23 protein-coding genes and 1 pseudogene are annotated in these 24,377 nt (G+C 69.9%); 17 read left to right on the forward strand and 7 right to left on the reverse strand.

Features of this window, described 5'->3' with window-relative positions:
- Window positions 1-17: 17 nt before the first annotated feature.
- The 5 genes from IPJ61_RS17080 (at window position 18) to IPJ61_RS17100 (ending at window position 6,178) form a co-directional block, all read left to right on the forward strand.
- On the forward strand, window positions 18-1,544 hold the full coding sequence (locus IPJ61_RS17080) for a sugar ABC transporter ATP-binding protein (protein ID WP_297110419.1): 1,527 nt from the start codon (window positions 18-20) through the stop codon (window positions 1,542-1,544).
- A gap of 53 nt (window positions 1,545-1,597) precedes the next feature.
- Complete coding sequence (locus IPJ61_RS17085) at window positions 1,598-2,263, forward strand: SIS domain-containing protein (RefSeq protein WP_297110422.1); 666 nt, start codon at window positions 1,598-1,600, stop codon at window positions 2,261-2,263.
- Between the two features lie 5 nt (window positions 2,264-2,268).
- Complete coding sequence (xylB, locus tag IPJ61_RS17090; RefSeq protein WP_297110425.1) at window positions 2,269-3,720, forward strand: xylulokinase; 1,452 nt, start codon at window positions 2,269-2,271, stop codon at window positions 3,718-3,720.
- A gap of 1 nt (window position 3,721) precedes the next feature.
- Complete coding sequence (gene purD, locus IPJ61_RS17095) at window positions 3,722-4,954, forward strand: phosphoribosylamine--glycine ligase (RefSeq protein ID WP_297111003.1); 1,233 nt, start codon at window positions 3,722-3,724, stop codon at window positions 4,952-4,954.
- A gap of 105 nt (window positions 4,955-5,059) precedes the next feature.
- Window positions 5,060-6,178, forward strand: coding sequence for a DUF3048 domain-containing protein (locus IPJ61_RS17100; RefSeq protein ID WP_297110428.1), 1,119 nt, complete (start codon window positions 5,060-5,062; stop codon window positions 6,176-6,178).
- A gap of 12 nt (window positions 6,179-6,190) precedes the next feature.
- On the opposite strand, the gene IPJ61_RS17105 is transcribed toward IPJ61_RS17100, so the two are convergent.
- Genes IPJ61_RS17105 through IPJ61_RS17115 form a run of 3 tightly spaced genes read right to left on the reverse strand, consistent with a single transcriptional unit; the run spans window position 6,191 to window position 9,493 of the window.
- Complete coding sequence (locus IPJ61_RS17105; protein ID WP_297110431.1) at window positions 6,191-6,874, reverse strand: hypothetical protein; 684 nt, start codon at window positions 6,872-6,874, stop codon at window positions 6,191-6,193.
- A 52-nt stretch (window positions 6,875-6,926) separates the two neighbouring features.
- Window positions 6,927-8,858, reverse strand: coding sequence for an acyl-CoA dehydrogenase family protein (locus tag IPJ61_RS17110; RefSeq protein WP_297110434.1), 1,932 nt, complete (start codon window positions 8,856-8,858; stop codon window positions 6,927-6,929).
- A 2-nt stretch (window positions 8,859-8,860) separates the two neighbouring features.
- Window positions 8,861-9,493 (reverse strand): TetR/AcrR family transcriptional regulator, encoded by a 633-nt coding sequence (locus tag IPJ61_RS17115; protein ID WP_297110437.1) that lies wholly within the window; start codon window positions 9,491-9,493, stop codon window positions 8,861-8,863.
- A gap of 76 nt (window positions 9,494-9,569) precedes the next feature.
- On the opposite strand from IPJ61_RS17115, the gene IPJ61_RS17120 reads away from it, so the two are divergent.
- From IPJ61_RS17120 to IPJ61_RS17135, 4 genes are all read left to right on the forward strand, one after another.
- Window positions 9,570-10,817 carry an acetyl-CoA C-acetyltransferase gene (locus IPJ61_RS17120; protein ID WP_297110439.1) on the forward strand — a complete coding sequence of 416 codons (1,248 nt, stop codon included), beginning with the start codon at window positions 9,570-9,572 and terminating at the stop codon, window positions 10,815-10,817.
- A gap of 1 nt (window position 10,818) precedes the next feature.
- A complete protein-coding gene (locus IPJ61_RS17125) occupies window positions 10,819-12,207 on the forward strand; it encodes a 3-oxoacyl-ACP reductase (RefSeq protein ID WP_297110442.1) in 1,389 nt (462 codons plus the stop codon).
- A gap of 1 nt (window position 12,208) precedes the next feature.
- Window positions 12,209-13,111: a MaoC family dehydratase gene (locus IPJ61_RS17130; RefSeq protein WP_297110444.1), complete on the forward strand. Its 903-nt coding sequence runs from the start codon at window positions 12,209-12,211 to the stop codon at window positions 13,109-13,111.
- 72 nt (window positions 13,112-13,183) lie between these two features.
- Window positions 13,184-13,930, forward strand: coding sequence for an alpha/beta fold hydrolase (locus IPJ61_RS17135; RefSeq protein ID WP_297110447.1), 747 nt, complete (start codon window positions 13,184-13,186; stop codon window positions 13,928-13,930).
- On the opposite strand, the gene IPJ61_RS22320 is transcribed toward IPJ61_RS17135, so the two are convergent.
- The gene (locus IPJ61_RS22320; protein WP_366505829.1) at window positions 13,828-14,184 is read right to left on the reverse strand and encodes an HNH endonuclease; all 357 of its coding nucleotides are present in this window, start codon (window positions 14,182-14,184) and stop codon (window positions 13,828-13,830) included. The two genes, IPJ61_RS17135 and IPJ61_RS22320, sit on opposite strands and share 103 nt — an antisense overlap.
- 233 nt (window positions 14,185-14,417) lie before the next feature.
- A complete protein-coding gene (locus IPJ61_RS17140; protein WP_297110449.1) occupies window positions 14,418-15,173 on the reverse strand; it encodes a TetR/AcrR family transcriptional regulator in 756 nt (251 codons plus the stop codon).
- A gap of 104 nt (window positions 15,174-15,277) precedes the next feature.
- On the opposite strand from IPJ61_RS17140, the gene IPJ61_RS17145 reads away from it, so the two are divergent.
- From IPJ61_RS17145 to IPJ61_RS17155, 3 genes are all read left to right on the forward strand, one after another.
- Window positions 15,278-16,225 (forward strand): NAD-dependent epimerase/dehydratase family protein, encoded by a 948-nt coding sequence (locus IPJ61_RS17145; RefSeq protein WP_297110453.1) that lies wholly within the window; start codon window positions 15,278-15,280, stop codon window positions 16,223-16,225.
- 280 nt (window positions 16,226-16,505) lie between these two features.
- Window positions 16,506-17,255: an SDR family oxidoreductase gene (locus IPJ61_RS17150; protein ID WP_297110455.1), complete on the forward strand. Its 750-nt coding sequence runs from the start codon at window positions 16,506-16,508 to the stop codon at window positions 17,253-17,255.
- Window positions 17,256-17,324: 69 nt separating this feature from the next.
- On the forward strand, window positions 17,325-17,933 hold the full coding sequence (locus IPJ61_RS17155; protein ID WP_297110458.1) for an AAA family ATPase: 609 nt from the start codon (window positions 17,325-17,327) through the stop codon (window positions 17,931-17,933).
- Window positions 17,934-17,941: 8 nt separating this feature from the next.
- On the opposite strand, the gene IPJ61_RS17160 is transcribed toward IPJ61_RS17155, so the two are convergent.
- Together IPJ61_RS17160 and IPJ61_RS17165 are read right to left on the reverse strand one after the other, a co-directional pair.
- The gene (locus tag IPJ61_RS17160; protein ID WP_297110461.1) at window positions 17,942-18,637 is read right to left on the reverse strand and encodes a response regulator transcription factor; all 696 of its coding nucleotides are present in this window, start codon (window positions 18,635-18,637) and stop codon (window positions 17,942-17,944) included.
- Window positions 18,621-19,493, reverse strand: a complete 873-nt coding sequence (locus IPJ61_RS17165; RefSeq protein WP_297110463.1) for a sensor histidine kinase — start codon at window positions 19,491-19,493, stop codon at window positions 18,621-18,623. The genes IPJ61_RS17160 and IPJ61_RS17165 overlap by 17 nt, the downstream gene beginning before the upstream one ends.
- A 193-nt stretch (window positions 19,494-19,686) precedes the next feature.
- Here IPJ61_RS17165 and IPJ61_RS17170 point away from each other — a divergent pair.
- From IPJ61_RS17170 to IPJ61_RS22565, 5 genes and pseudogenes are all read left to right on the forward strand, one after another.
- Window positions 19,687-20,205, forward strand: a pseudogene (locus IPJ61_RS17170) (extracellular solute-binding protein); the annotation flags it as partial.
- Window positions 20,109-20,741: an extracellular solute-binding protein gene (locus tag IPJ61_RS17175; protein WP_297111006.1), complete on the forward strand. Its 633-nt coding sequence runs from the start codon at window positions 20,109-20,111 to the stop codon at window positions 20,739-20,741. The pseudogene IPJ61_RS17170 and the gene IPJ61_RS17175, both read left to right, overlap by 97 nt.
- Window positions 20,742-20,822: 81 nt before the next feature.
- Window positions 20,823-22,406, forward strand: coding sequence for an ABC transporter permease (locus IPJ61_RS17180; protein WP_297110466.1), 1,584 nt, complete (start codon window positions 20,823-20,825; stop codon window positions 22,404-22,406).
- Window positions 22,403-22,600: a hypothetical protein gene (locus IPJ61_RS17185; RefSeq protein ID WP_297110469.1), complete on the forward strand. Its 198-nt coding sequence runs from the start codon at window positions 22,403-22,405 to the stop codon at window positions 22,598-22,600. Before IPJ61_RS17180 ends, IPJ61_RS17185 begins: the two co-directional genes overlap by 4 nt.
- Window positions 22,572-24,368, forward strand: coding sequence for an ATP-binding cassette domain-containing protein (locus IPJ61_RS22565; RefSeq protein ID WP_297110472.1), 1,797 nt, complete (start codon window positions 22,572-22,574; stop codon window positions 24,366-24,368). Before IPJ61_RS17185 ends, IPJ61_RS22565 begins: the two co-directional genes overlap by 29 nt.
- Window positions 24,369-24,377: the final 9 nt, after the last annotated feature.

A 24,377-nucleotide genomic window follows, 5' to 3' on the forward strand; every position in this document is an offset into this window, starting at 1 on the left:
CGGGAAGGGAGACGGACATGTCTGACAAGACACGGGCGTGGCGGGCCGAGGGCATCGTCAAGAGCTACTCCGGCACGACCGTGCTGAAGGGCGTGTCCATCTCCCTCGCCCCCGGCGAGGTGATCGGCCTCGTCGGGCACAACGGCGCGGGCAAGTCCACGCTGTTGAAGTGCTTGAGCGGCGCCGTCCAGCCCGACTCCGGCTTCATGCACATCGACGGCGAAGAGCACCAGTTCGGCAGCCCGATCGACGCCATCAAACTGGGCGTCTCGACGGTGTACCAGGAGCTGGCGCTGCTGCCGAACCTCACCGTCACCGAGAACATCTTCCTCGGCGAGGAGCTCACCTCCCGGGGAACCCTCAACTCCAAGCAGATGCGGCGCGTGGCGCGGGAACTCGTCGCAGAGTTCAACCTCGACGTCGACGTCGACCGCAAGCTGGGCGACTACCCGGTCGCCACCCGGCAGCTCTTGGAGATCGCCGTAGCCACCCACCGCGACTGCCGCTTCCTGCTGCTCGACGAACCGACGACCAGCCTGGAGAGCGCACAGGTCGCCGAGTTCCTCGACCTCGTCCGTGAGCTCTCCAAAGAGCGGGGAATCGGGATCCTGCTCATCGACCACAAGCTCAGCGAGCTCTATGCGGTCGCCGACCGGATCTTCGCGCTGGTCGACGGCGAGATGCGGATCGACGCGGCCGTTGCCGAGGTGCCCCAGTCGGCCGTGATCGAGGCCATCACCGGCGAGCCCGCGGGCCACACCGGCCAGACCGTCTCCGCCTCACCCACGAGCCGCGCCCCCCTCCCCGCCGACGCCCAGGCGACCCTCGAGGTCTCGCATCTCCGCAACAAGGACCTGGAGGACGTGTCCCTGAAGGCACACGCGGGCAGGGTCTTGGGGATCTACGGGCTGATCGGCTCCGGCCGCACCGAGTTTCTCCGCACGCTCGTAGGCCTCGATGCCGTCGACTCCGGCGAAGTCCGCCTCTTCGGCAGCCCGTACCGGCCCAAGAACCCCGCAGCCGCGCAGGCGCACGGCATCGCGTACCTCACCGAGGAACGCAAGATCGACGGCATCATCCCGCTGCGCGACGGCACGTTCAACGTCACGCTTCCGGTGGTGCGCCGCTACACGGACGCGGGTTTCCTGCTGAAGCCGCGGGCCATGGTCAAGGCCGGCGAGCAGTTGATGGACCGGGTCCGCGTGCGCGGGAACCGCCTGGCTCCGATCGCCAGCCTCTCCGGCGGCAACCAGCAGAAGGTGCTGCTCGCGAGGGTGCTGGGCCAAGACCCGAAGGTGCTTCTGCTCGACGAGCCGACGAAAGGCGTCGACATCGGCGTCAAGGTCGAGATCCACCACCTGCTGCGCAACCTCGCCGCCGAGCAGGGGATGACGGTCATCGTCGTGTCCTCCGAGGAGGAGGAGGTCCTCGCTGTCGCCGACGAGGTCGCGGTCTTCGCGGACGGCTCGTGCACGGGCGAGACCACGCTGGCCTCGGACCTCACCGAGGCCGATCTCCGGAAGGCCGCCTGGGCGGCCGCCTGAGCGTGCGACACGATTGCTTCCTGGTGAAACCCCTAACGAAAGGCTATCGATCCATGACTGACGCTGAAGGCATCCTGGCCGCCGCCAAGGAACGCATCGCCGCCGAGAGCGCCGGTGTCTCCGCTGTCGCCGACGAGCTGGACGAGACCTTCCTCACTGCGGCCCGGCTGCTCTACGGCTGCCGGGGCAAGGTCTTCGTCAGCGGATCCGGCACCTCCGGCACTGTCGCGCGCCGCATGGCCCACCTCCTCGCCGTGTCCGGCACGCCCGCGATCTTCCTGCCCGCGATGGACGCGCTCCACGGCACGCTCGGGGTCGTCACCGAGGGCGACATCGTCATCGTGATCTCCAAGGGCGGTGGCTCCACCGAGATCAACGATCTGGTGACCCGGTCGCAGGACCGCGGTGCCGGGGTGATCGCGCTGACATGCACCTCCGGCACGCCGCTGACGGGGAACGCGGACCTCGCCGTCGTCGTCGGCACCGCCCCCGAGGCCGATCTCGGCGGCATGATCGCCATGGGGTCGACGCTGGCGCACGGGGTGTGGGGCGATGCCTTGGCCTCGGTCCTGATGAAGGTTCGAGGATACGAGTGGGCGAAGGTGCACCACACGCATCCCGGCGGGGCGGTGGGGGCGCAGACCACGCTGCCGAAGCCGGTCGATCGTCTGGAGCTCGACCCGTTGAGCATCGACGAGTACCGCGCCGCGAAGGCGTGACAGCCATGCGGGTGCTCGTTGCGGGCGTGGACACCTCCACGCAGTCATGCAAGGTGGAGCTTCGCGACGCCACGGACTTTAGCCTCGTCGCGCGCGGGACGGCCGCGCATCCTCCGGTGACGCCGCCGCGCTCCGAGCAGAACCCCGAGGACTGGTGGCGCGCGTTCGTCGCGGCGTTCCGGTCCGCGATGGCCGACGCGCCCGCGGGTTCGCGGGTGGCCGCCATCTCCGTGGGCGGCCAGTGCCACGGCCTGGTCCCTCTCGACGGCGAAGGGATACCGCTCCGGCCTGCGAAGCTGTGGAACGACACCACGACGGCACCGGACCTTGAGCCGCTCATCGCACGTGTCGGCGCGGAGCGGTTCATCGAACGCACGGGCTCCCTCCCGCCCGCAGCGTTCACCATCAGCAAGTTGGCGGGCCTCGCGGCGCACGAGCCCGACGTCCTGCGCGCGCTGCGCACCGCGCTCCTGCCGCACGACTACCTGAACTTCCGCCTGACCGGGGAACGGGTCACAGACAGGTCCGAGGCCTCGGGAACCGGCTACTTCGACGCCGACGCCAACGAGTACGTCTGGGAGTTCCTCGAGGCCGTCTCGCCCGAGCCGGACTGGCCGTCGATCGTGCCGCGCGTGGCCGGGCCTGATGAGGTGGTCGGCGTGTTGCACGCCGACGCCCTCCGCGAGTTGGGGCTTACGGGTGACGTCGCCGTCGGTGCGGGAGGGGGAGACCAGCACGTCTCCGCTGTCGGGCTCGGCCTGGAGACCGGCGAGCTGGTGATCGCGCTGGGCACGTCCGGGGTGATCTTCACGCCCACGCCGCGGCCCGTCAGAGACCCCGGCGGCGTCATCAACGGCGTCGCCGCCGTCCCCGGCGGGTTCCTGCCGCTGGCGTGCACGCTGAACTCCACCAAGGTCACCGACGCCTTCGCCCGCTGGCTCGCCGTCGACCACGCAGAGCTGAGCCGACTCGCGCTCGAGGCAGGGCCCGAAGGGCCGATCCTCGTCGCCTACCTCGACGGCGAGCGCACACCCAACCGCCCGAACGCCCGCGGACTCGTGGTGGATCTCACCTCCGACACGAGCCGCGAGCAGCTCGCCCGCGCCGCCTACGAGGGCGTCGTCTTCGGCCTCCGCGCCGGGGTCGAGCAGCTCAACGCGCTGGGTGTCGAGACGCCCGGCGGGGCGATGGTCGTCGGGGGAGGAGCTCGCGCGGAGGCGTACCGCCGGTTCATCGCCGACGCGCTGCAGCGGCCGGTCAGCCTGCCGCAGGCCGAGGAAGCCGTCGCGCGTGGCGCCGCCGTCCAGGCCTTCGCGCTGCATGCGGGGGTCCCGCTCGGGCAGGCGATGGCTGACCTCCGTCCCGAGGCCCCCGTCGTCGCGGAGCCGACGCTGCAGGGGACCGTGCGCTGGGACCGCTACCGGGAGGCCGCTGCTCTCACCGCGCTCGACCACTAGGCTGGCCCGCGTGAAGATCCTCCTGCTCGGCTCCGGGGGGCGCGAACACGCGCTCGGACGGGCCCTCGCCGCCGATCCCGCCGTCGACCTCCATGCCGCGCCCGGCAACCCCGGGCTCGCCGCGTTGGCGACACTCCACGCTGCCGATGCCAACTCGCCTTCGGCGATGGTCGAGCTGGCGACGTCGATCGGGGCCGACCTCGTGGTCGTCGGCCCCGAAGCCCCGCTCGTCGCCGGGGTCGCCGACGCCCTCCGCGAGGCCGGCTTCGACACCTTCGGCCCGGGCCGTGAGGCGGCCGTGCTCGAGGGATCCAAGGCATTCGCGAAGGACGTCATGGCCGCGGCCGGAGTCCCGACGGCGGACGCGCGCGTCTGCGAGACCGCGGAGGAGGCCGCCGCCGCGCTCGACGAGTTCGGCGCGCCCTACGTCGTGAAGAACGATGGCCTCGCCGCGGGCAAGGGTGTCGTCGTGACCGACGACCGCGACGCGGCCCTCGCGCATGCCGCGGAGTGCGGCCGTGTCGTCATCGAGGACTTCCTCGACGGTCCCGAGGTGAGCCTCTTCGCCATCTGCGACGGCGAGCGCGCGCTCCCGCTGCTGCCCGCGCAGGACTACAAGCGCGTCGGCGACGGCGACGCGGGCCCGAACACCGGCGGCATGGGCGCCTACTGTCCGCTCGACTGGGCCGACCCCGGCCTCGTCGACGAGATCATGGCCACCGTCGTAGACCCGACGCTGGCGGAGATGCGCCGCCGCGGCACGCCCTTCATCGGCCTGCTCTACGCCGGGCTCGCGCTGACCTCGAAGGGCCTGCGCGTCGTCGAGTTCAACGTCCGCTTCGGTGATCCGGAAACCCAGGCAGTGCTCGCCCTGCTCAAGACGCCCCTTGCCGGGGTCCTCCGCGCCGCCGCGCGCGGCGAGCTCGACGCCGTCGGCGCGTTGGAGTGGCAGGACGGCGCGGCCGTCGTCGTGGTCGAGGCCGCCGCGGGCTACCCGGGAACGCCCACCACAGGCACGCCGATCGGGCTCCCCTCGGACGAGGACGATGCGTACACGCTGCAGGCCGGAACCCGCCTCGACGGCGACCGCCTTGTCTCCTCGGGCGGGCGCGTGCTGGGGATCGTCGGCCGCGGCGACACCGTCGATGACGCCCGCGCCCGGGCCTACGCGCTGTTGGGTCGCGTCACACTCGAAGGTGGTTTCCACCGGGCCGACATCGGCGTGCCCCACTAGAACTAGGCATCTTCCGCTTTCGCGGCAGGTCTTGGGTGCTCCGGAAGTTGAGGCGCACCACTAGCCTTATGCTGTCGGTCGCGGGTTGAAAAGTAAGGAGGCGACGTGGAGACGTCAAGGCGTGTAGTCCTCTCAGCGGGAATGGCGGCCGCGGGTGCGACTCTCGCCGCGTGCGGAGGCAAGCCCGAGCCCGTGGTGACTCCCACCCTCACGCCGACGCCGTCGCCTTCTCCGACCCTCACGCCGTCGCCGAGCCCCAGCCCGTCGCCTACGCCGGAGCCGATCGAGCCGCTCACCGGCCGTCCGCTGACCGACGCCTCGCTCCTGAAACGACCGGCTGTTGCGTTGAAGGTGCCGAACCTCAAGGTGGAGCAGCCGCAGGTGGGCCTGCAGGAGGCCGACATCGTCTTCTGTCAGGTCAACGGCTTCGCCTACACGCGGCTGTGTCCGGTCTACCACAGCTCCTATCCGAAGGCCGTAGGCCCCATCCGCTCCATCCGGCCGGTCGACATCCCGCTGCTTTCGCCGATGAAGCCGGTGTTCGGCAACACGGGCGCTGCTGACTGGGTTCTCGCGTACGCCGACAAGCACTCCGGGTATCTCGAGCGCATGACTTACCTCGACTGGCGGGGGACCGGTGCCTTCAGCGTGAACAAGGATCGGCTGTACCGGGCGAACGGGCGCACCGAGTACGACCGCGCGATTCAGGCGCACCCGGCGAAGATGGCGGAGCTGGCCACGCGCAACACCAAGGCTCCGAAGCCCTACTTCCCCTTCGCGCCCCGCGGGACCGAGGCGTCGACATCGGTCGGCGAAAAGGCGAAGACGATCGAGGTGCCCTATGGCTCCGCACACAAGTACGACATGAGTTACGAGTACGACAAGGGCAGCTCCACCTATCTGCGCAGTCAGCCGTGGGGAGAGCACATCCTCGCCGGCGGCACACGCGTGTCGGCCGACGCCGTACTGATCATCGCCGCGGCGTGGGAGATGGGCAGGATCGGTTACGGGAAGCACGCGCCCGACCCGATCGTCGACATCATCGACGCGAAGGGCACGTTCCACTACGCCCACGGCGGCAAGGTCGTGAAGGGCACCTGGAAGAAGGGCGCGGTGAACAAGAGGTTCTCGTTCACCCTTGCCGACGGCTCGCCGCTGCTGATGGCGCCGGGCCGCACCTGGGTCGAGATGCCCGCACCGAGTGCCGACTTGCGGATCACCTGAGCGCGGCGCCGGTCACCGGTTCCGCGCCCTCCGGATGATCGCCGGGAGCGCCAGAATGCCGAGGCAACACGCGATCGCGACCAGCGCCCAGACCAATCCGGGTTGCGCTCGGGCGTTCGTCGCCGAGTCGGCGAACTCGGCCGCGACGACGGCCTGGAACTGCCTGATGGGGAGCGGGTTCGGCAGCTCCGCGGCTGTCCGTTGCGTGAGCGCGGATACCTCGCCGTCGGCGATGACGTACCACGCTCCGGACCTGGGATCGGATACCACCTGGGCGTCCTCAGGTACCGCTTCCAGCGCCGCCCCTAACTCCATGTCGCCGTCGAACCCAGCGGTCTCCGCGACGGCGCCGGCGGTGGGCCGCCACGCGGTGGCCGTGCCTGCCACATCGCCGCTCGTGAGCACGGCGGGCGCGATCCACTCGTTGGTTGATCTGGTGGGTGGGGCGTCCTGGTCGTTGGCGAGGAAGTCGCGTGACCAGGCGAAGACCTCGTGCGGCCGACCGAAGCCGACCACGGCGCGGTAATCGACGGGATCGTTCCCGACCTCTGTCGCGTGGATGTTGTCGTGCATCGCGGAGAGCGCCTCGGAGGCAAAGACCTGAGCGACATCGTCCGGCACCGTATCGTCGGCCCACGCGGGTGCCTGAGGGACGACGAAGAGGAGGGCGATACATGCTGATGGCCCGAACCTCATGTTCGCTGGCTCCGGGGTGGCGTTGTCGGCATGGTCTGGCGCGCGCGTCGGCTCAACCAGCGGTGGGGATCAGCGGGGGGATCGCGGCCCTCGGGAGTGTGAGCCAGGCGTCGGGGACGCCCAGGCCCTCCGCCAGCTCGCGGGACTTGCCACGCAGTTCGCCGCACAGCGCGTCGACCTCCGCGGTGATCGCCTTCGAACGCGAGGAGTCGAAGACCTCGTGCTCCAGGAACCAGGCGCGGTTGGCTTCGATCGTCGCCAGAGCGTAGAGGTCGCAGACGCGGCCGAGCAGCACCGTGATGTAGTCGTCGTCGCAGTCCTCGATGGCGCCGATGAACGCCTCGAGCACCACGCGGTCGACGTGCGCCTTCGCCGCCTCCAGCATGTGGGGCTGGCACTGATTGATGGCCGCGAACGGGTCGTCGGCCTTCGCGGCGGCGCGCATGCGCTTGGCAAGGCCCTCGACGGTGTGGCGCTCCCGGAACTCGAAGAGGGTCACATGCCAGCCGCGTGAGCGGAGGCGGTCGGACTCGGGGCGACGGTCGGCCGCGGCGATGAGGCGCTCGATGACCGAGCGCGCCGTCGTCCGCTCCATGAACGTCTCGCCGAGCATCTTCGCGGTCTGCTGCGCCGTCCCGCGGAGGTCCATCTCGCCCCAGGTCGTCTTGTAGTCGAGAAGCAGCGCCTTGGCGACGAGCTGCAGCAGGACGGTGTTGTCGCCCTCGAAGGTGGCGAAGACGTCGACGTCCTGCCGGAGCAGCGTGATGCCGTTGTCCGACATGAACCCTGCCCCTCCGCAGGCCTCGCGGCAGGTTTGCAGCGTGTCGTTGGCCCAGCGGGTGAGCACCGCCTTCATGCCCGCCGCGCGGGTCTCGAGCTCGCGGGACGCCTGCGGGTCCAGCGTCTCCGCGTCCTGCACGCGCTGCAGCTGCGCGGCCAGCTCGTTCTGGGCGAACCCGTAGGCGTAGGCGCGGGCGACGTCGGGGAGGAGCCGCCGCTGGTGCGTGAGGTAATCGAGCAGCGGGATCTCCTCACCCAGACCCGGCAGGCGGAACTGGCGGCGACGGTTGCCGTACTGGACCGCGATGCTGAGCGCCTTGCGGGACGCCGACGCCGCGCCGCCGCCGACGCAGATCCGGCCGCGCACCAGCGTGCCGAGCATCGTGAAGAAGCGGGCGCTCTTGGACGCGATGGGGGAGGCGTACACGCCGTCCTCGCCGATCCCGCCGTAGCGGTCGAGCAGCATCTCGCGCGGCACGCGGACGTGCTCGAAGGAGATCGTGCCGTTGTCGACGCCGAGCAGGCCGCCCTTGTGGCCTTGGTCGCGGGTGGTGACCCCGGGCAGGTCGTTGCCCTGCTCGTCGCGGATGGGCACGAGCACGACGTGCACGCCCTGGTGCTCGTCGCCGACCCAGAGCTGTCCGAACACCGCGGCCATGCGGCCGTCGCGCCCGGCGTTGCCGATGTAGGCCTTGGCCGCCGTCGGGCTAGGGGAGTGGACGACGAGCTCCGACGTCTCGGGATCCCAGGTGATCGACGTCTCGAGCGACTGCACGTCGGACCCATGGCCGATCTCCGTCATGGCGAAGCAGCCGGGAAGGCTCACGTCGATCGCGCCCGGCAGGAACGTCTCGTGGTGCCACGCGGTGCCGAGGTTCACTATGGCGCCGCCGAACAGCCCGTGCTGCACGCCCGACTTGATGGTCAGCGAGAGGTCGCCCATGGCCACCATCTCGAAGTTGGCGACGGAGGCCGCCGCGTTGCCCGTGCCGCCCTGCGCCGTCGGGAAGCCCGCAGTGACGAAGTGGCGGTGGGCGAGCCGCTTCACGCGGTCGAGGGCCCAGTCGCGTGCATCGTCGAGGCTGAGCGTGGGGTCGCGGACGACGTCGTCGGCGGTGACAACGTCCCGCCAGCGCTGCTTGATCTCGTGGAACTCGCCGTCGAGGACGCGCTGCAGCGCGGAGCCGGTCGGGGTGATGGTCATGGTCAACTCCTTCGTTGAGCGTCGAACGCGGGTCCGAACAGCTGGTCGATGTAGGCGACGACCTCTTTGCGAGGGCGGCGCAGGTTGGTGACGATCCACCGGTCGGCGACGGCCCAGATGAACCCGACGGCACCGTGGGCCCAGATGTTGGCGGGCTCCTCGCTGAGGCCCTCACGGCGGAGCCAGGAGCGCATGGCCTCGGCGACGGCGTTGCCGATCCGGGTGGTGATGCCGAGCACCGGGTCCTCGGTGGGGGTGTCGCCTGTGGGGCGGGAGGTGGTGAAGAGGTATAGATTGCGGTCGCGTTCCACGACGGCGAGGTAGGCCTCCGCGAGGGTCGTGACGAGCTCGCGCGGGTCCAGTTCGCTGGCCTCGTCGAGGGGGAGCTTGTGGAGGATGAAGTCGTGCACCGACTCGACTACGGCGGCATACAGCCCGGCCTTGTCGCCGAAGTGGCGGTAGAGGACCGTCTTCGATGTTCCGGCCTGGGCGGCGATCTCGTCCATTCCGACGCCGGGTCCGTAGGCGCGGATGGCGCGGACGGCGTCCTGCACCAGCTTCTGGCGGCGCGTCGTGTTGTGCCGCTCCCAGCGCGTGGTGCGCCCGTCGGCCTGACGGACGGTGTCGGTGTGCATGAATCGACAGTACCCGAAACTCAGCGTACCTGCTACTGTCGGTATCGGATATATCGCGAGGCCCGGGAGGATCGATATGAGGACACGCACCGCGGTGGTGGTCGGCGGCAACCGCACCCCGTTCGTCAAGGCCGGCGGGAAGTACGCGTCGGCGTCCGCACAAGACCTGTTGACCGCCGCGCTCGACGGGCTCGTCGCCCGATTCGGGCTGTCAGGGCAGAAGGTCGACGAGGTCGTCGGCGGCGCCGTGCTCAAGCACACCCGCGACTTCAACCTCACGCGCGAGGCGGTCCTCGGCTCCGCACTCTCCCCGCACAGCCCGGCGTGCGACCTGCAGCAGGCCTGCGGCACCGGTCTGGAGGCCGTGATCTACGCATCGAACAAGATCAGCCTCGGCCAGGCCGACCTGGCCATCGCCGGCGGGGTCGACTCGGCGTCGGACGCGCCCGTCGTCGTCACGGAGCCGCTGCGCAAGGCGATGCTCGCGCTGTCGCGGGCGCGAACGATGCCTGACAAGCTGAAGGCGCTGACGCGGATCCGCCCCTCCGACCTCGCGCCGGTCCCTCCCGCGGTCATCGAGCCGCGCACGGGCCTGAGCATGGGCGAAGCGCAGGCGCTCACCACCGCGAAGTGGGGCGTGACGCGCGAGGAGCAGGACGAGCTGGCGCTGGCCTCGCACTGGAACCTGGCAAAGGCCTGGGACGAGGGCTTCTACGACGACCTTGTCACGCCCTACCTCGGCGTCGCGCGCGACGGCATCCTTCGCCCCGACACCTCGTTGGAGGCGCTCGCGAAGCTTCGCCCCGTCTTCGGCGCGGGCGAGGACGCGAGCATGACGGCGGGCAACTCCACCGCGCTGACCGACGGCGCCGCCGTCGTGCTGCTCGCGGAGGAGGAGCACGCGCGTGGGCGCGGCTGGCCGGTGCTGGCGCGCCTGGTCGACGCGCAGGTCGCCGCCGCCGACTACGTCACGGGTGCAGAGGATCTGCTGCTCGCGCCGACGCGGGCCATTCCCGAGCTACTCGCCCGCAACGGACTCAGGTTGGATGACTTCGACCTGATCGAGATCCACGAGGCTTTCGCCGCGACGGTGGTCGCGACGCTCAAGGCGCTGGAGGTCAACGGGACGGGCGTCGTCGACCGGGCGAAGCTGAACGTCGGCGGCTCCTCGCTGGCAGCCGGGCACCCGTTCGCGGCGACCGGCGGCCGGATGGTCGCCTCGCTGGCGAAGGCGCTGGCGGCGCGAGGGCAGGGCTCGCGAGGGCTGATCTCCATCTGCGCGGCGGGCGGCCAGGGCGTCGTCGCGATCCTCGAGGCGGTGTGACATGGACATCCTCGAGACCATCTACGGCACCCCCGCCGGCAAGTTCCTCGCCAGGAAGGCGGGGCTCGCGGACCCGCCGCGGCTGCGCAGGGGGCGCGTGCTCCCCGCCGGGCCGATCGTGCTGGGCGAGCTCGACGGCGGGGGCATCGCTCGCGAGACGTTCGCCCTGCTGGGGGTCACGCCCGCGGCTCCGCTGCTCGACACAGCCGACGCGCGAACCAAGGACGACAAGGGGCGCGACGTCCCGCCGCGTTACCCGAGCAAGCCAGGGGTCGTCGTCGTCGACGCGACCGGGGTCCGGCGTATCGTCGAGTTAGAGGGCATCCGGCAACTGCTCCGGCCCGTGATGCGGCAGCTGGAGTCCTCCGGCCGCGTGATCATCCTCGCCGCCGACGCTTCCGCCGTCGAGGGGCTGGAGGCCAAGGCCGTCGCGCAGGGCATCGACGGCATCAACCGCACGGTGGCGAAGGAGTTGCGCGGGGGAGCGACGTCGAACCTGGTGTTCGTCCGCGCGGGCGCGACGGCAGACGACCTGGCCTCGACGTTCTCCTTCCTGCTGGAGGGCCGCTCCGCGTTCGTGGACGGCCAGGCGTGGCGGGTAGGCCCAGCGAAGACCACCCGCCCGTTGACCGCTCGCCCGTTCGAGGGGCGGGTCGTCGTCGTGACCGGCGCGGCTCGGGGCATCGGCGCCGCGATCGCGCGGACCTTCGCGAGGGACGGGGCGACGGTGGTCGCCGTCGACATCCCGCCGGCCGGTGACGCGCTCGCCGGCGTCGCCAACGAAGTGGGCGGCTCCGCGCTGCAACTGGACATCACCGCCGCCGCCGCCGGGCGCCGGATCGCGGAGCACGTCGCCTCGCGACACGGCGCCGACACGCGGATCTGGGCCCTCGTCCACAACGCGGGCATCACGCGCGACAGGCTGCTTGCCAACCTCGACGAGAAGCGGTGGGCGTCGGTGCTCGACGTGAATCTCGCCGCCGAGATGCGGATCAACGACTTCCTGCTGAACAACGACATCCCTGGCGGTCTGGGCGAGGAGGCCAGGATCGTCGGCATCGCCTCGACCTCCGGCGTGGCCGGCAACAAGGGGCAGACCAACTACGCGGCCTCCAAGGCGGGGGTGATGGGGCTGGTCTGGGCGATGAGCGAGGAACTCGCCGGCCGGCCGATCACGGTCAACGCCGTCGCGCCTGGGTTCATCGAGACGGAGATGACCGCCGCCATCCCCTTCGTGCAGCGCGAGATCTTCCGCCGCACGAACTCGCTCACGCAGGGGGGGAATCCTGTCGACGTCGCGGAGACCCTCGCCTACCTGTGCGGGCCGGCCTCCGGTGGCGTCGACGGCCAGGTCATTCGGGTCTGCGGACAGAACCTCGTGGGGGCCTGAGATGTCCCGCGAGGTGCGCGAGCTGACCTCCGTCCCCGAGGTCGGGCCGCTGCTCGTCAAGGGGCTCGTCGGTTCCGCGCGGAAGCGAGGAGTTCCCGTCGAGACCCTCCCGCCGCTCAGCCTGCTCCTCGACGACCAGGAGCAGGATATCGCGCGGCTCGCCGAGTATTGCCGCGTCACCGGCTTCGGCCTGACCGACCGCGTGCCCGCGACCTGGCTGCACGTGCTGACGTTTCCGCTGCAGGCGGCGTTGATGGCCGACGACGCGTTCCCCTTCGCGTTGCCGGGCCTCGTGCATGTGAGCAACGACATGACGCTTTCGCGGGCGGTGTCGATGGGTGAGCGGCTGCGGCTCCTCGTGCGCGCCGAGAACCTCCGCCCGCACGGCAAGGGCGCGGTCTTCGACATGGTGGGGGAGGTGCACGCGAGCGATGAGCCGGTCTGGCGCGGAACCTCGCTGTACCTGGCGACGGGGGTGCGGGTGGCCGGCGAGCCGGTCGCGGCAGAGCGGCTGGCCGCACCCTCCGTCGTTCCCTCTCAGCAGTGGCGGCTCGCCGCGGATCTCGGCCGTCGTTACGCGGAAGTGTCCGGCGACTTCAACCCCATCCACCTGAGCCCCGCGACGTCGCGGCTCTTCGGGTTCCGCCGCCCGATCATCCACGGCATGTGGACGCACGCGCGGGCGCTCGCCGGCCTCGGCCGCCTCCCCGACGCCTACCGGGCCCGGGTGCAGTTCGCGAAGCCGATCCCCCTTCCGGGCAGGGTCGGTTTCGCCGCAGCGCGCCGGGACGACGGCTGGGCGTTCGCCGTCGTGGGCAAGGAGGGCAAGCCGCACCTCGTCGGCGAGCTATCTAGTGCCGCTTCCGACGCACGCTACGACCACCACTTCCGTAACGAGCCCTAGCTTCGCTAGCGTCGTGGGTCAGGAGCAGAAGCCGACGCTACGTCCGACAGGCGACGCGATCACAATGGGTGCATGAAGAAGCATACGGTCGTCCTTTTGGTCTTGGCTGCGGCGCTGCTCGGGTACGGGATCGGCGTCGGCCAGCCGTACCTGTTGCGGGGCCCGCTCGTCGTCGGGCAGGACGCAGTGGTTCCCGGTGTCTCCGCGAGGGTCGACGTGGCCGAGGCGGGCGGGAAGGTGCTCGTCGTGGATCCGCCCACGGGGGAGGCACGCGTGGCCTTCGTCCTCTACGGAGGAGGTCTCGTCCGCCCGCAGGCGTACGAGTGGATCGGCCAGGCGCTCGCCGCGCACGGGGTACGGACCTTGATCCCAGAGATGCCGCTCGACCTTGCCGTCCTCGGTGAAGGCCGCGCTGAGAAGGTGGCAGCCGAACTTGCGCCTGACCTCCCCGTCGTTCTGGGCGGGCACTCACTCGGGGGCGCGATGGCGGCGTCCTACGCCGCAGACCACGCCGATGCCATAGCCGGACTGGTGCTGCTAGCCTCGTATCCTGCGGACAGCGCGGACCTGAGCAGCACCGCCCTTCCCACGCTTTCGCTGCGCGCGGAGCTGGACGGGGTGGCCGATGCCGCAAAGGTGAAGGGCGGACTCAGCCGCCTGCCTGAGTCGGCCGAGTTGGTGACGATCGACGGCGCGGTGCACTCCTTCTTCGGCCGCTACGGCCCACAGGCCGGCGACGGCATCCCGACCGTCACTTGTGCCGTCGCCGAGGCCCAGATCGCGGAGGAACTGACGCGCTTCTTCGCTGGGATCGACTGACTTCCTTCGAGTGTCGCGTGTCGGAAGTAGCGCGCGGCACTAGCCCGCGGGTTCAGGAGGCCGACCTCCCATCTGCTCGTTGCCTTGTCCCCGTGGAGCCGCGTGGGTTCCACAAGTCCGCAGAGATGCGGGCAGAGCAGGACCAGGTTGGTGAGGTCTGATCTGCCGCCCTGCCACCACGGCACGACGTGGTGCGCGTGGCCTTCCGGCTCGCCGACCCCGCGGCCTGGGAACAGGCAGCCCTTGTCCCTCATCGCGAGCGCCGGTCGCTGCGCGGTGGTGAGAATCTCGTGGCGCGCCCCATGTCCAGGATCTCCGAGTGCGATCCTAGGACGACGGGGATGATCTGGGCGTCGCAGAGGAGCCGACGCAGGTCTCCTGCGGGAACCTTGTGTTCCGAGCCGAGCAGTTCAGCTGCGGTGGCTCCGTGGGGGTGACGCGCCCTAGCAGAGAGGCCATCTGGTCGATGGCCTCCCCAGTGCGCGAGCTACTTCCGACACGCGGCACTGAGGATGCCGAGTGCGGCGGCGCATCGGCGGGCGAGCGCTTCGAGATGCTCGCAGCTCGCAGTCATCGATCCCACGTAGTGGCCGAACAGCTCGAAGGAGATCGCGCCGAACAGCGTGGTCCAGGCGTCGATGACCAGCAGCACCATGTCGGGCGTCAGGTCGGGGGGGACGTCGAACCCCAGGCCGGGCAGGCTGGTGAGGACGGCTTCGGCGTCCGCCGTCACTGCCGGGCCGGGTGGCGGGAGCGGCGCGGCGGACGACGCCAACGCCCCGGACGCGAGCGCGTCGATGCTGATCTGCGCGAGGGTGAGCACGACGGTCTGGGCCGGGGCGACCGTCGTCTGTGGCGCGCGGTAGCCGACGACGGGGGTCCCGTAGAGCAGTGCGTACTCATGCGGGTGGTCGACGGCCCATGCGCGTGCGGCGTGCCACGTTGCGAGCCAACGTCCGAGGTAGTCGTCGCGATCGCACTGGGCTTCCGCGGCGGAGACCGCGGCGCCCAGGCGCTCGTATCCGGTGTGGATCAGTTCGGTGAGGATCGCCTCCCGGCCGGGCAGGTAGCGGTAGATGGCCGAGGGCACCACGCCGATCTCGCGGGCGATGGCACGCAGCGACAACGCGGACGGCCCAACCTCGCCCAGTTGCCGGCGGGCGACGTCGAGGACGGCACCCACTGTTCGTGCTCCCCCGGCACCGCTGTCGACCGCCTCGTTGTTCACATCCTCCGCACCCATGGCCCCATCATCGCACATCCTGAGAACAGTGTTCTTGACAGGATGGGACCCCCTGGAGAACACTGTTCGCTAGTTGTAAGTGAACACTGTTCTCGGAGGTTGTCATGACTAGATACATCGTCCTTGGTGCCGGCCCGATCGGCCGTGCCGTCACCAGCCGACTGCTCGCCGACGGTCACGCCGTCGCCGTCGTTACCCGCTCCGGCACGGCCGTCCCCGGTGCGGATGCCGTTGCCATGGCCGGCGACGACCCGGCCCTCCGCGGCGTGCTGCACGGCGCCGCCGGTGTGGTGATCGCCACCAATCCGCCGTACCACCGCTGGCGCGCCGCGTGGCCGCCGCTGCTGCGCAACGTGATCGCGGCGGCCGAGGCGTCACGCAGCGATGTCGTGCTCGTCGGGAACCTGTATGGGTACCCGCCCGGCGTGGTGATGACGGCATCCGAGCCGCTGCGCCCCACTACCAGGAAGGGCGCCGTGCGAGCCGCGCTGTGGGAGGAGCTCCTGGCGGCGCATCGCGCGGGCAGGGTGCGCGCCACCGAGATCCGGGCGTCCGACTACACCGGGCCCGAGGCGCTGACCACTGACGGTGCCCACGCCGGGCGTCGCCTGGTCGCGCCCGTGCTCAAGGGGCGGACGGCGTCCGTGTTCGGCCAGCCGGACGCCCCGCACAGCTGGGCGGCGGTCGGCGACATCGCGGCCACGGTGACCGCGGCGCTGGGTTCTGACCAAGCGTGGGGCCGCCCCTGGGTTGTCCCGACGGCGGAACCGCGCAGCCTCCGCGAGATCGCGTCGGCGATCGCGCTGGCCGCCGGAGCGCCGGAGCCGAGGCTGAAGCGCATGCCCGACGCCCTCCTGCTCGCTGGGGCGATCTTCAGCCCCATGGTGCGGGAGCTGTTCGAGATGCGCAGTCAGCACGACGAGCCGTTCCTCTGTGACGGCGCGGAGACCACCGAACTCTTGGGCGTGTCGGCGACACCCTGGTCGGAGATCATCGATGCGATGGTCACCGCGGCTCGCGCCTCTCAGCCCGCGCCTGCGGCCCGCGTCTAAGCGAGCCAGCCCGCGTGCGCAGCAGAACATCGGCGTCGACAGCGATCTTCACTGTTCGCCTTTGACCTGCTGAGGCGCCGGCCTCGGCGATCGCTTCCTCGATCTCGTCAATCGTCAGCTGTGCGCCGTGGCTCTTTCCGGTCAGAAGGCCGGTAAGCGCGCGTGGGTGGTGCCCCGAACTGACCAGCCAACAACAAGGCGTTTCCGGCGAAATTCCTCCCACACGGGCGACTTCGCGTCGGATTCGTTCGGCTCGGTGAGGAGCGGCCAGGATGACGGCATGAATCACGGCAGTGAAGGAAAGGTCGCGCTGGTCACCGGCGCGTCGCGGGGGTTGGGGCGTGCGATCGCGCTGAGATTGGCGGCCGACGGGGCGCAGGTCGCGGTCAACTACGCGCGGTCTGCCGCGCGAGCGGAGGAGGTCGTGAGCCTGATCCGACAGCGGGGCGGCGACGCCGTCGCGGTGCGGGGCGACGTCACGGACGAGGACCAGGCCCGCGCGCTCATCGAGGACGCGGCCGCGCACTTCGGCATGGACGTGGGCGTCATCGTCAACAACGCGACCGGGCCGCAGCCGGAGTTGACGATCGACCAGAGCTCCTGGAGCGACTACCAGGATCAGATCGACTTCTTCGTCAAGGCCCCCTTTCTTCTGCTGCGGGCGGCGCTGCCGGGCATGCGACGACTCGGCGGCGGCAGCGTCGTCAACATCGGCAGCGAGGTGGTGCATCGCGGCGCGGCGCCGTTCGCGACCTACGTGGCGGCGAAGGCGGCCATGATCGGACTGACGCGCTCCTGGGCAAACGAGCTAGGGGGCCAGGGGATCCGCGTGAACCTCATCGCACCGGGCTGGATTCCCGTCGAACGGCACGACGGCGCGAACATCGGCGACTACGTCAAGGGCGTGCCGCTCGGCCGGACCGGGACCCCGGAGGAGCTGGCCAACGCCGTGGCGTTCCTCGCCTCGCCCGAGGCGAGCTTCGTCACCGGCCAGTGCCTGAGCGTCAACGGGGGCCTCACGTTCGAGTGACGGTCGCGGGCCCGGCGCCTACCGGGTGATCGCGCACCTGCGCCGTCGTGTTCCGAGTAGGGTGCCCGCATGGCGCAATGCTCCCGTCCCGCACAGGACCAAGGCCCCGGCGGCCCGCTCGCGCTGGTGGTGACCGGCCCGCCCGGCGTCGGCAAGACGACGACGGGGCGGCAGTTGGCGCGGGTGTTGGGCGCCGCGCTTCTCGACCTCGACACGATGACCAACCCGCTCGTGGACGTCATCGTGCGACTGAGCGGGGCGACGGGTGAGTATGGGGACCCGGCGCTCGCAGCGACGGTCCGCGGGCCTCGGTACGAGGCACTGCTCAGCGCCGCGGTCGACTGCCTCTCCGCGGGCACCCCGGTGGTGCTCATCGCCCCGTTCACAGCCGAACGCTCCGACGCCGAGGCGTGGCGCGCGCTGGCCGAGCGGCTGCGCGCGGCCTCCGGGAACCCCCACTTGGTGTGGCTGCAGGCGGACCGAGAGCTGATCGCGGAGCGGATGCGACGCCGAGGCGCGGCGCGCGACGCGGGCAAGCTTGCCCACCTCGACCAGGGGGGAGCCCTGCCGGACATGGCTGCGCCGGAGGTGCCTCACATCGCGGTCGACGCCCGGCTGGATCCGGAGGCGCAGGCCGCGGCCGTGGCGGGGGCCATCGCGTCGTCGCCGGTCGGCTGAGGCAGGGATCAGCGCGTCAGGTCCGAGCGCAGCACGTACCCCTGACCCCGTCGCCCCTCGACGCAGCCGGCGGGCAGCCCGGCGGCGGTGAGGATCTTTCGGAGGCGGTACACCGCGACCTTGACGAGATCCCGGCCGCCGAGCTGAACGTCATGGCCCCACACCGCCTCGAGCAGCCGCCGCACCGTGAGCACCTGGTCGGGTGTGCGGGCGAGGCTCAGGAGCAGCCGGTGCTCCGTGGGGCTGAGCGACAGCTCGCGATCGTCGACGAACGCGAGGCCGGAGGCGGTGTCGAGGCTGATCCGCCCGACGCGCAGCCCGGCGCGACCCGGGCGGGCGGAGCGGCCGAGCACTGCCTGCACGCGCAGCGCCAACTCGCGCGGATTGAACGGCTTGGCGACGTAGTCGTCGACGCCCACCTCGAACCCCTGGATCCGTTCCTCCGGCTCGGCGTGCGCGGTCAGGATGATGAGCGGCATGTCGCTGCGACGTCGCACCTCGCGACAGAAGGCGAATCCGTCCATGCCCGGGAGGCCGACGTCCACGATGGCGAGGACGAACTGGTGGGTGTGAAAGGCGCGCAGAGCGATCTCCGCGCTGGTCGCGTGGAGCGCATGGAAGCCCCTCTCGCGCAGCGCGTAGTCGACGATGGCGGCGATGGCCGGCTCGTCCTCGACGAGCAGGATGTCAGCGGGCTCTGACACGAGCGACCTCCGAGGGGGATTGGGGCAGGTAGACGCTGGCGCTCGTGCCGAACCCCGGGGTGCTGGCGAAGAAGACGCCGCCGCCGTGGCTCTTGACGATGTTCCTGACGACGCGAAGGCCGATGCCGTTGCTTTCGGGGTGTCTGCGCGCGTTCACATCTCGACCGCGCTGCAGCCCAGGACCGAAGTCGGAGACCACCGTGAGAACGCCCTCCTCCTGCCGCGCGACCCGAATCAGCACCATCTGCTCCTCGCCGTGCCGGAGGCAGTTGCTGACCAGGTTGTTGAGCACCTGACGCAGGAGTCCGGGATCGGCCTCGACGAGGACCGGCGCGCGCAGGTTGCTGAGCAGAATCTCCGCGGGATAGGCGACCCGCAACTCGTCGACGATCCTCCGGATCAAGTCGCGGTAGTCGACCGTCTCCAGCCGCACCGTGAAGAGGTCGGCGTCGATGCGGGCCTGCGCCAGGAGGTCGTCGACCAGCCGCTGCAGGCTTTTGGAGTTGGTGACGATGGCTTGCAGGAAGCCCTGCTGGTCGCGATCGAGGGCGTCCTTGGCCGAGCTGAGCAGTTCGGCGGAGCCGACGATGACGGCCAGCGGCGTGCGGATCTCATGGCTGAGGACGCGGGCCTCAGCGAACTGCTCGTGGAGTTGCTGGCTGCGGCGCCGGTTCCGCGCGATCGTGCGGGCGATCGTCGCCGAGGCCCCGACGGCGGCGACGAGGCCGAGTGCCAACGCGATCGCCGACACCCACCAACCGCCGTAGATGAGCGAGAGCGCGTTCGACCCTGCTGCGCCGATGGCAGCGGTAACGGTGACGAAGGGAAGCGGGTCCCGATCGGGTGCGAACGTCATTGTGTTTCGCATCCTGCCACGCCCCCTGCCGCGGAAGGAAAGAGCGGGTGGCCCTGTGGGTAACAGGACTGTTACCACTCGTGGCGTTGAGGCCTCCCCTCGGGCTCGTGCATCCGGCTTGAATAACAGGTGTCCGGTTCCGCCGCAGAGGCGCGGCGCCCGGCATGGACCAGGAGCCAAGGGAGGCAAAGAGATGAAGAAGAAGTGGGCATGGGCGGCGGCGCCGCTCTCGCTGTTGCTCGCCGTCACGGGATGTGCGGTGGACGAGCCAGGTGGGGGTACCGAGCCAGGTGGCGAGGTGAAGGGCCCGCTGACGGTGCTCTGCAGTTTCGACGACGAGGTGTGCCAGGCAAAGATCAGCAAGTTCCAGGACGACACCGGGATCGAGACCAACTTCATTCGGATGAGCACCGGCGAGGCGGTCGCGCGCATGGCGGCGACGAAGACGGCGCCGGAATTCGACGCGTGGCTCGGCGGGCCGGCCGAGGGCCACATCGAGGCTGCGGAGCAGGGCTTGACCGAGGCGTACGCGTCTCCCGAGGCCGACAACGTGCCCGACAACATGAAGGACCCGGATGGCAAGTGGACGGCGCTGCAGTTCGGCGTGATGTCGTTCTGCTCCAATCCCGCGCGGCTGGACAAGCTCGGCGTCGAGGCGCCGAAGAGCTTCGCCGATCTGCTCGACCCGAAGCTGAAGCGCGAGGTTGCCGTGTCCCACCCGGCGACCCCGGCACGGGCACGAACCTGCTGTGGACCCTGATGCTGCTCCACAACCGTGACGAGGATGCGACCTTCGCCTACCTCAAGGAACTGCACAACAGCATCCTGCAGTACTCGAAGAGCGGCGCGGCGCCCGCGCAGATGGCCAGCCGCGGTGAGATCGCCGTCGGCATCGTGTTCAGCGACAACTGCACGAAGCTCATCGAGAGCGGCACCGACCTGGTGCTCACCTACCCGGAGGAGGGGACCGGCTTCTCGATGGGCTCGATCAGCCTCGTCGCCGGTGCCAAGAATCCGGCGGCGGCCAAGGTGTTCATCGACTGGCAGATCTCGCCCAAGGGCCAGAACATCGGCCCCGAGGTGAACATGTTCTCCAACCCGTCGAACGTCAACGCCGAGGTCCTGCCGAACATGGTCGACCCGGAGAAGGTCAAGCTGCTCGACTTCGATCCCGCTGAGGCGGCCGCAGGCGTCGAGCCCATGATTCCGCGGTTCGACGCCGAGATCGCCCCGGCACCGAAGGAGTGACGAGGCGGCCTCCCTGGTCGCTGAGAAGCGACCGGGGAGGCCGATCTCCCACCTTCAGGCTCTTGGATCGAGAGGATAGCCATGCCAGGACTACCCACAGAAACCCCCTTGGCCGCCGCGCCGCCACGGACGGGCCGCAGTCCGCGCGGCCCGAAAGACCTCGGCGTCAAGATCACGTTCATCGCCGTCATCGCCGTGCTGACGATCTTGGTCATCCTGCCCCTGCTACAGGTGCTGCTGGGAGCCTTCGGGCCCAAGGGCCTCGAGGTGTTGAGCGGCGCCCTCACCAATCCGATCAACCGCCGCATCATCGGCAACACCATGCTGCTGGGAGTGGTCGTCGGCGCGGCGGGGACCCTCGTCGGGTTCATCTTCGCCTACGTCCAGGTGCGGCTGAAGCTCCCGGGAAAGAAGATCCTGAACCTGATCGCGATGATCCCCATCGTCTCGCCCCCGTTCGCACTGGCCACCTCGGTGATCACGCTGTTCGGCCGCAGCGGGGTGATCAGCAACCAGATCCTCGGCCAGGAGTGGAACATCTACGGCATGCCCGGCCTGACGCTGGTGCTCGGCATCTCGTTCTTCCCGGTGGCCTACATGAACTTCAAGGGCATGCTGAGCAACCTGGATCCGTCACTCGACGAGGCGGCCGCGAACCTCGGCGCGTCGAAGCTCCAGACCTTCGTCATGGTCACCCTGCCGATGCTGCTGCCGGGCACGCTGGGGTCCTTCATGCTGCTGTTCGTCGAGGCCATCGCCGACCTCGCCAACCCCGTCGTCCTTGGCGGCGACTTCACCGTCCTCTCGGCGCGGGCCTACATCGCCATCGCCGGCGAGTACAACGTCGCCGCCGGCGCGGCCTACTCCGTGCAACTGCTCGTTCCCGCGCTGCTGGTGTTCCTGCTGCAGCGGTACTGGGTCAAGCGCAAGTCGGTGGTCTCGGTCACGGGCAAGCCCGCCGGCCGGGCCGAGCTGATCACGGCCCCGGCGCTGCGCTGGCCCATGGGAATCGCGGTGTACCTGCTCTCGGCGTTCATCGTCGTGGTCTACGCCACGGTGATCGTGGGCGGCTTCGTCAAGAACCTAGGCGTGAACAACACCTTCACGCTGGACAACTTCGCCTACATCCTGAGCGGGTTCGGGACGAAGGCCATGGTCGACACGACCCGCCTCGCGCTGATCGCCATGCCGCTGGCCGGCGTCTTCGGCATCGTCGTCGCGTGGCTGGTCGTGCGGAAGCTCGGCCGGTCCTCCGGCTGGCTGGACTTCCTCGGCATGCTGGGCGTCTCGGTGCCCGGCACGGTCCTCGGCATCGGCTATGCGTTGGCATTCAACGTTCCGACGGTGATCGGCGGGAGGCAGTTCCTGCCCGCCCTCGCCGGTGGCTCGGCGATCTTCGCGGGCGCCATCGCGATCGTGATGATGTACGTGGCCCGGTCGTCGCCGTCGGCCCAGCGCAGCGGCATCGCCTCGCTGCAGCAGATCCACCCGGCGATCGACGAGGCGGCGACCTCGCTCGGCGCGACGAGTCTCGTCACCTTCTGGAAGGTCACGCTGCCGCTGATCTGGCCGGCGCTGCTCTCCGGGCTCATCTACGCGTTCTCCCGATCGATGGTGACGCTGTCGCCGATCATCTTCATCACACTCCGGGCACGCGAATCATGACCGCGCAGATCCTCAACGAAGTGGAGGCGGCCCGGTTCGGCAACGCCTTCGCGTACTGCGTCGTACTGATCACGATCGTCCTCGTCGTGATCGGCATCCTCAACATCTTGTTCCTCTTGACCACCCCCGAGCGCTTCGGCAGAAGCGACTGTGAAGGACACCGACATGACTGCCACCAACTCCCTGGCGCTTGAGGCGATGATCCGCCCCGGCGAACTCAAACTGCAGAACCTGGTCAAGTACTACGGCAACAACCCGATGCCCGCGGTCGACGGCGTGTCCCTCACCGTGCGCGCGGGCGAGATGGTCACGCTGCTCGGCCCGTCCGGCTGCGGCAAGACGACGACCTTGAGGATGGTCGCCGGCTTCGAATCCGTCACCTCAGGCGACATCCTGCTCGACGACGACAGCATCGTCGGCATGGAGCCCAACAAGCGCCCGATGTCGATGGTGTTCCAGTCTTACGCGCTCTTTCCGCACCTGACCGTCAGGCAGAACGTGGGCTTCGGGCTGAAGCTGAAGAAGATCAAGGGCGCCCGGCTGGCCGAGGAGGTCGACGCGGCGCTCACCAGCATGGACCTGCTCAAGTACGCGGACCGCGCGCCGCACCAGCTGTCCGGCGGGCAGCAGCAGCGGGTCGCGCTCGCCCGGGCCATGGTGATGAAGCCGAAGGTGCTGCTCTTCGACGAGCCGCTCAGCAACCTCGACGCCAAGCTGCGCGGCCAGATGCGCAGCGAGATCCGCAGGATCCAGCAGCAGCTGGGCATCACCAGCGTGTTCGTGACCCACGATCAGGAGGAGGCGATGACGCTCTCCGACCGGATCGTCGTCATGAACCTCGGCAAGATCGAGCAGGGGCATCGCCCCCGAGGAGAAGGTCGCGGGCATCGCCAACGGGCTCTCCAAGATCAACCAGGGCACCGATTCGCACCTGGCCTTCACGGCAAGGCTCCGCGAGTTCATGACGACGAACCCGTCCGAGATCGAGCCGGCGATGGTGGTCAAGGACGGCCTCGCGGGCATGCGCGAGGCGGTTGCGCTCCGGATGCGCGAATGGAATTCCACAGGAAAGGCAGATCTGACATGACGACGAAACTGAGCCCGGCCGAGCGGCGGGCCTATGAACGGCTCCTCACACCTGGGGGGCACCTCCTGATCGTGGCGGCCGACCAGCGCAACGGCATGAAGCAGGCGGTGTCGGCCACGCCCGCGGAGGTCACGGCCGAGCAGCTGATCGAGGCGAAGTACGACATCGCCACGCACCTCGCACCCGCTGCGCCCGCGGTTCTGCTCGACCCGGAGGTCGCGCTGCCGGGGATCGTCGACGACTCGGCGTTGCCCGCCTCGACCGCCCTGGTCGTCGGCATGGACGCCTCGGGCTTCGAGACTGTCGACGGCCTGCGCTACACGCGCTACGTCGACGGGGTGACCGCGCGCACGGTGCGCGACCTCGGCGGCGACGTCGCCAAGATGCTGTTCTACGTGCGCACCGACCGCCAGGATGCGGACTCGAAGGTGGGGCGGCAGATCGCCGACCTGGTCGCCGAGTGCGAGCGTGAGGGTGTGCTGCTCATCGTCGAGTTCCTGCTCTACCGGTTGGAGGGCGAGACCGACGAGGAGTACGCGGCCGCGTTCGCCGACCTGCTTGTCGGGGCGACGGAGCTCGGCGTCGCGTGCGGCTCGAAGGTGCTGAAGCTGCCGTTCCCCGGCTCGGCGGAGGCCTGCGAGCGGGTCACGGCAGCTGCGAGCGGTGTGCCGTGGGCGGTGCTGTCGGCGGGCGTTGACCACGAGACGTTCCTCGGCCAGGTGGCCACCGCGATGAAGGCGGGGGCGGCCGGCGCGATGGCCGGGCGGTCGATCTGGAAGGACGCGATGTCGGTGGACCGCGGCGAGCGCCAGCGTCTGCTGACCGAGCGCGCGCGCCCGCGCGTCGGCGAGCTGCAGGCGGTCATCGACGCCTGACCGGTCGTC

It is taken from the genome of Tessaracoccus sp., from assembly GCF_016714275.1.
GTDB lineage: Bacteria > Actinomycetota > Actinomycetes > Propionibacteriales > Propionibacteriaceae > Arachnia.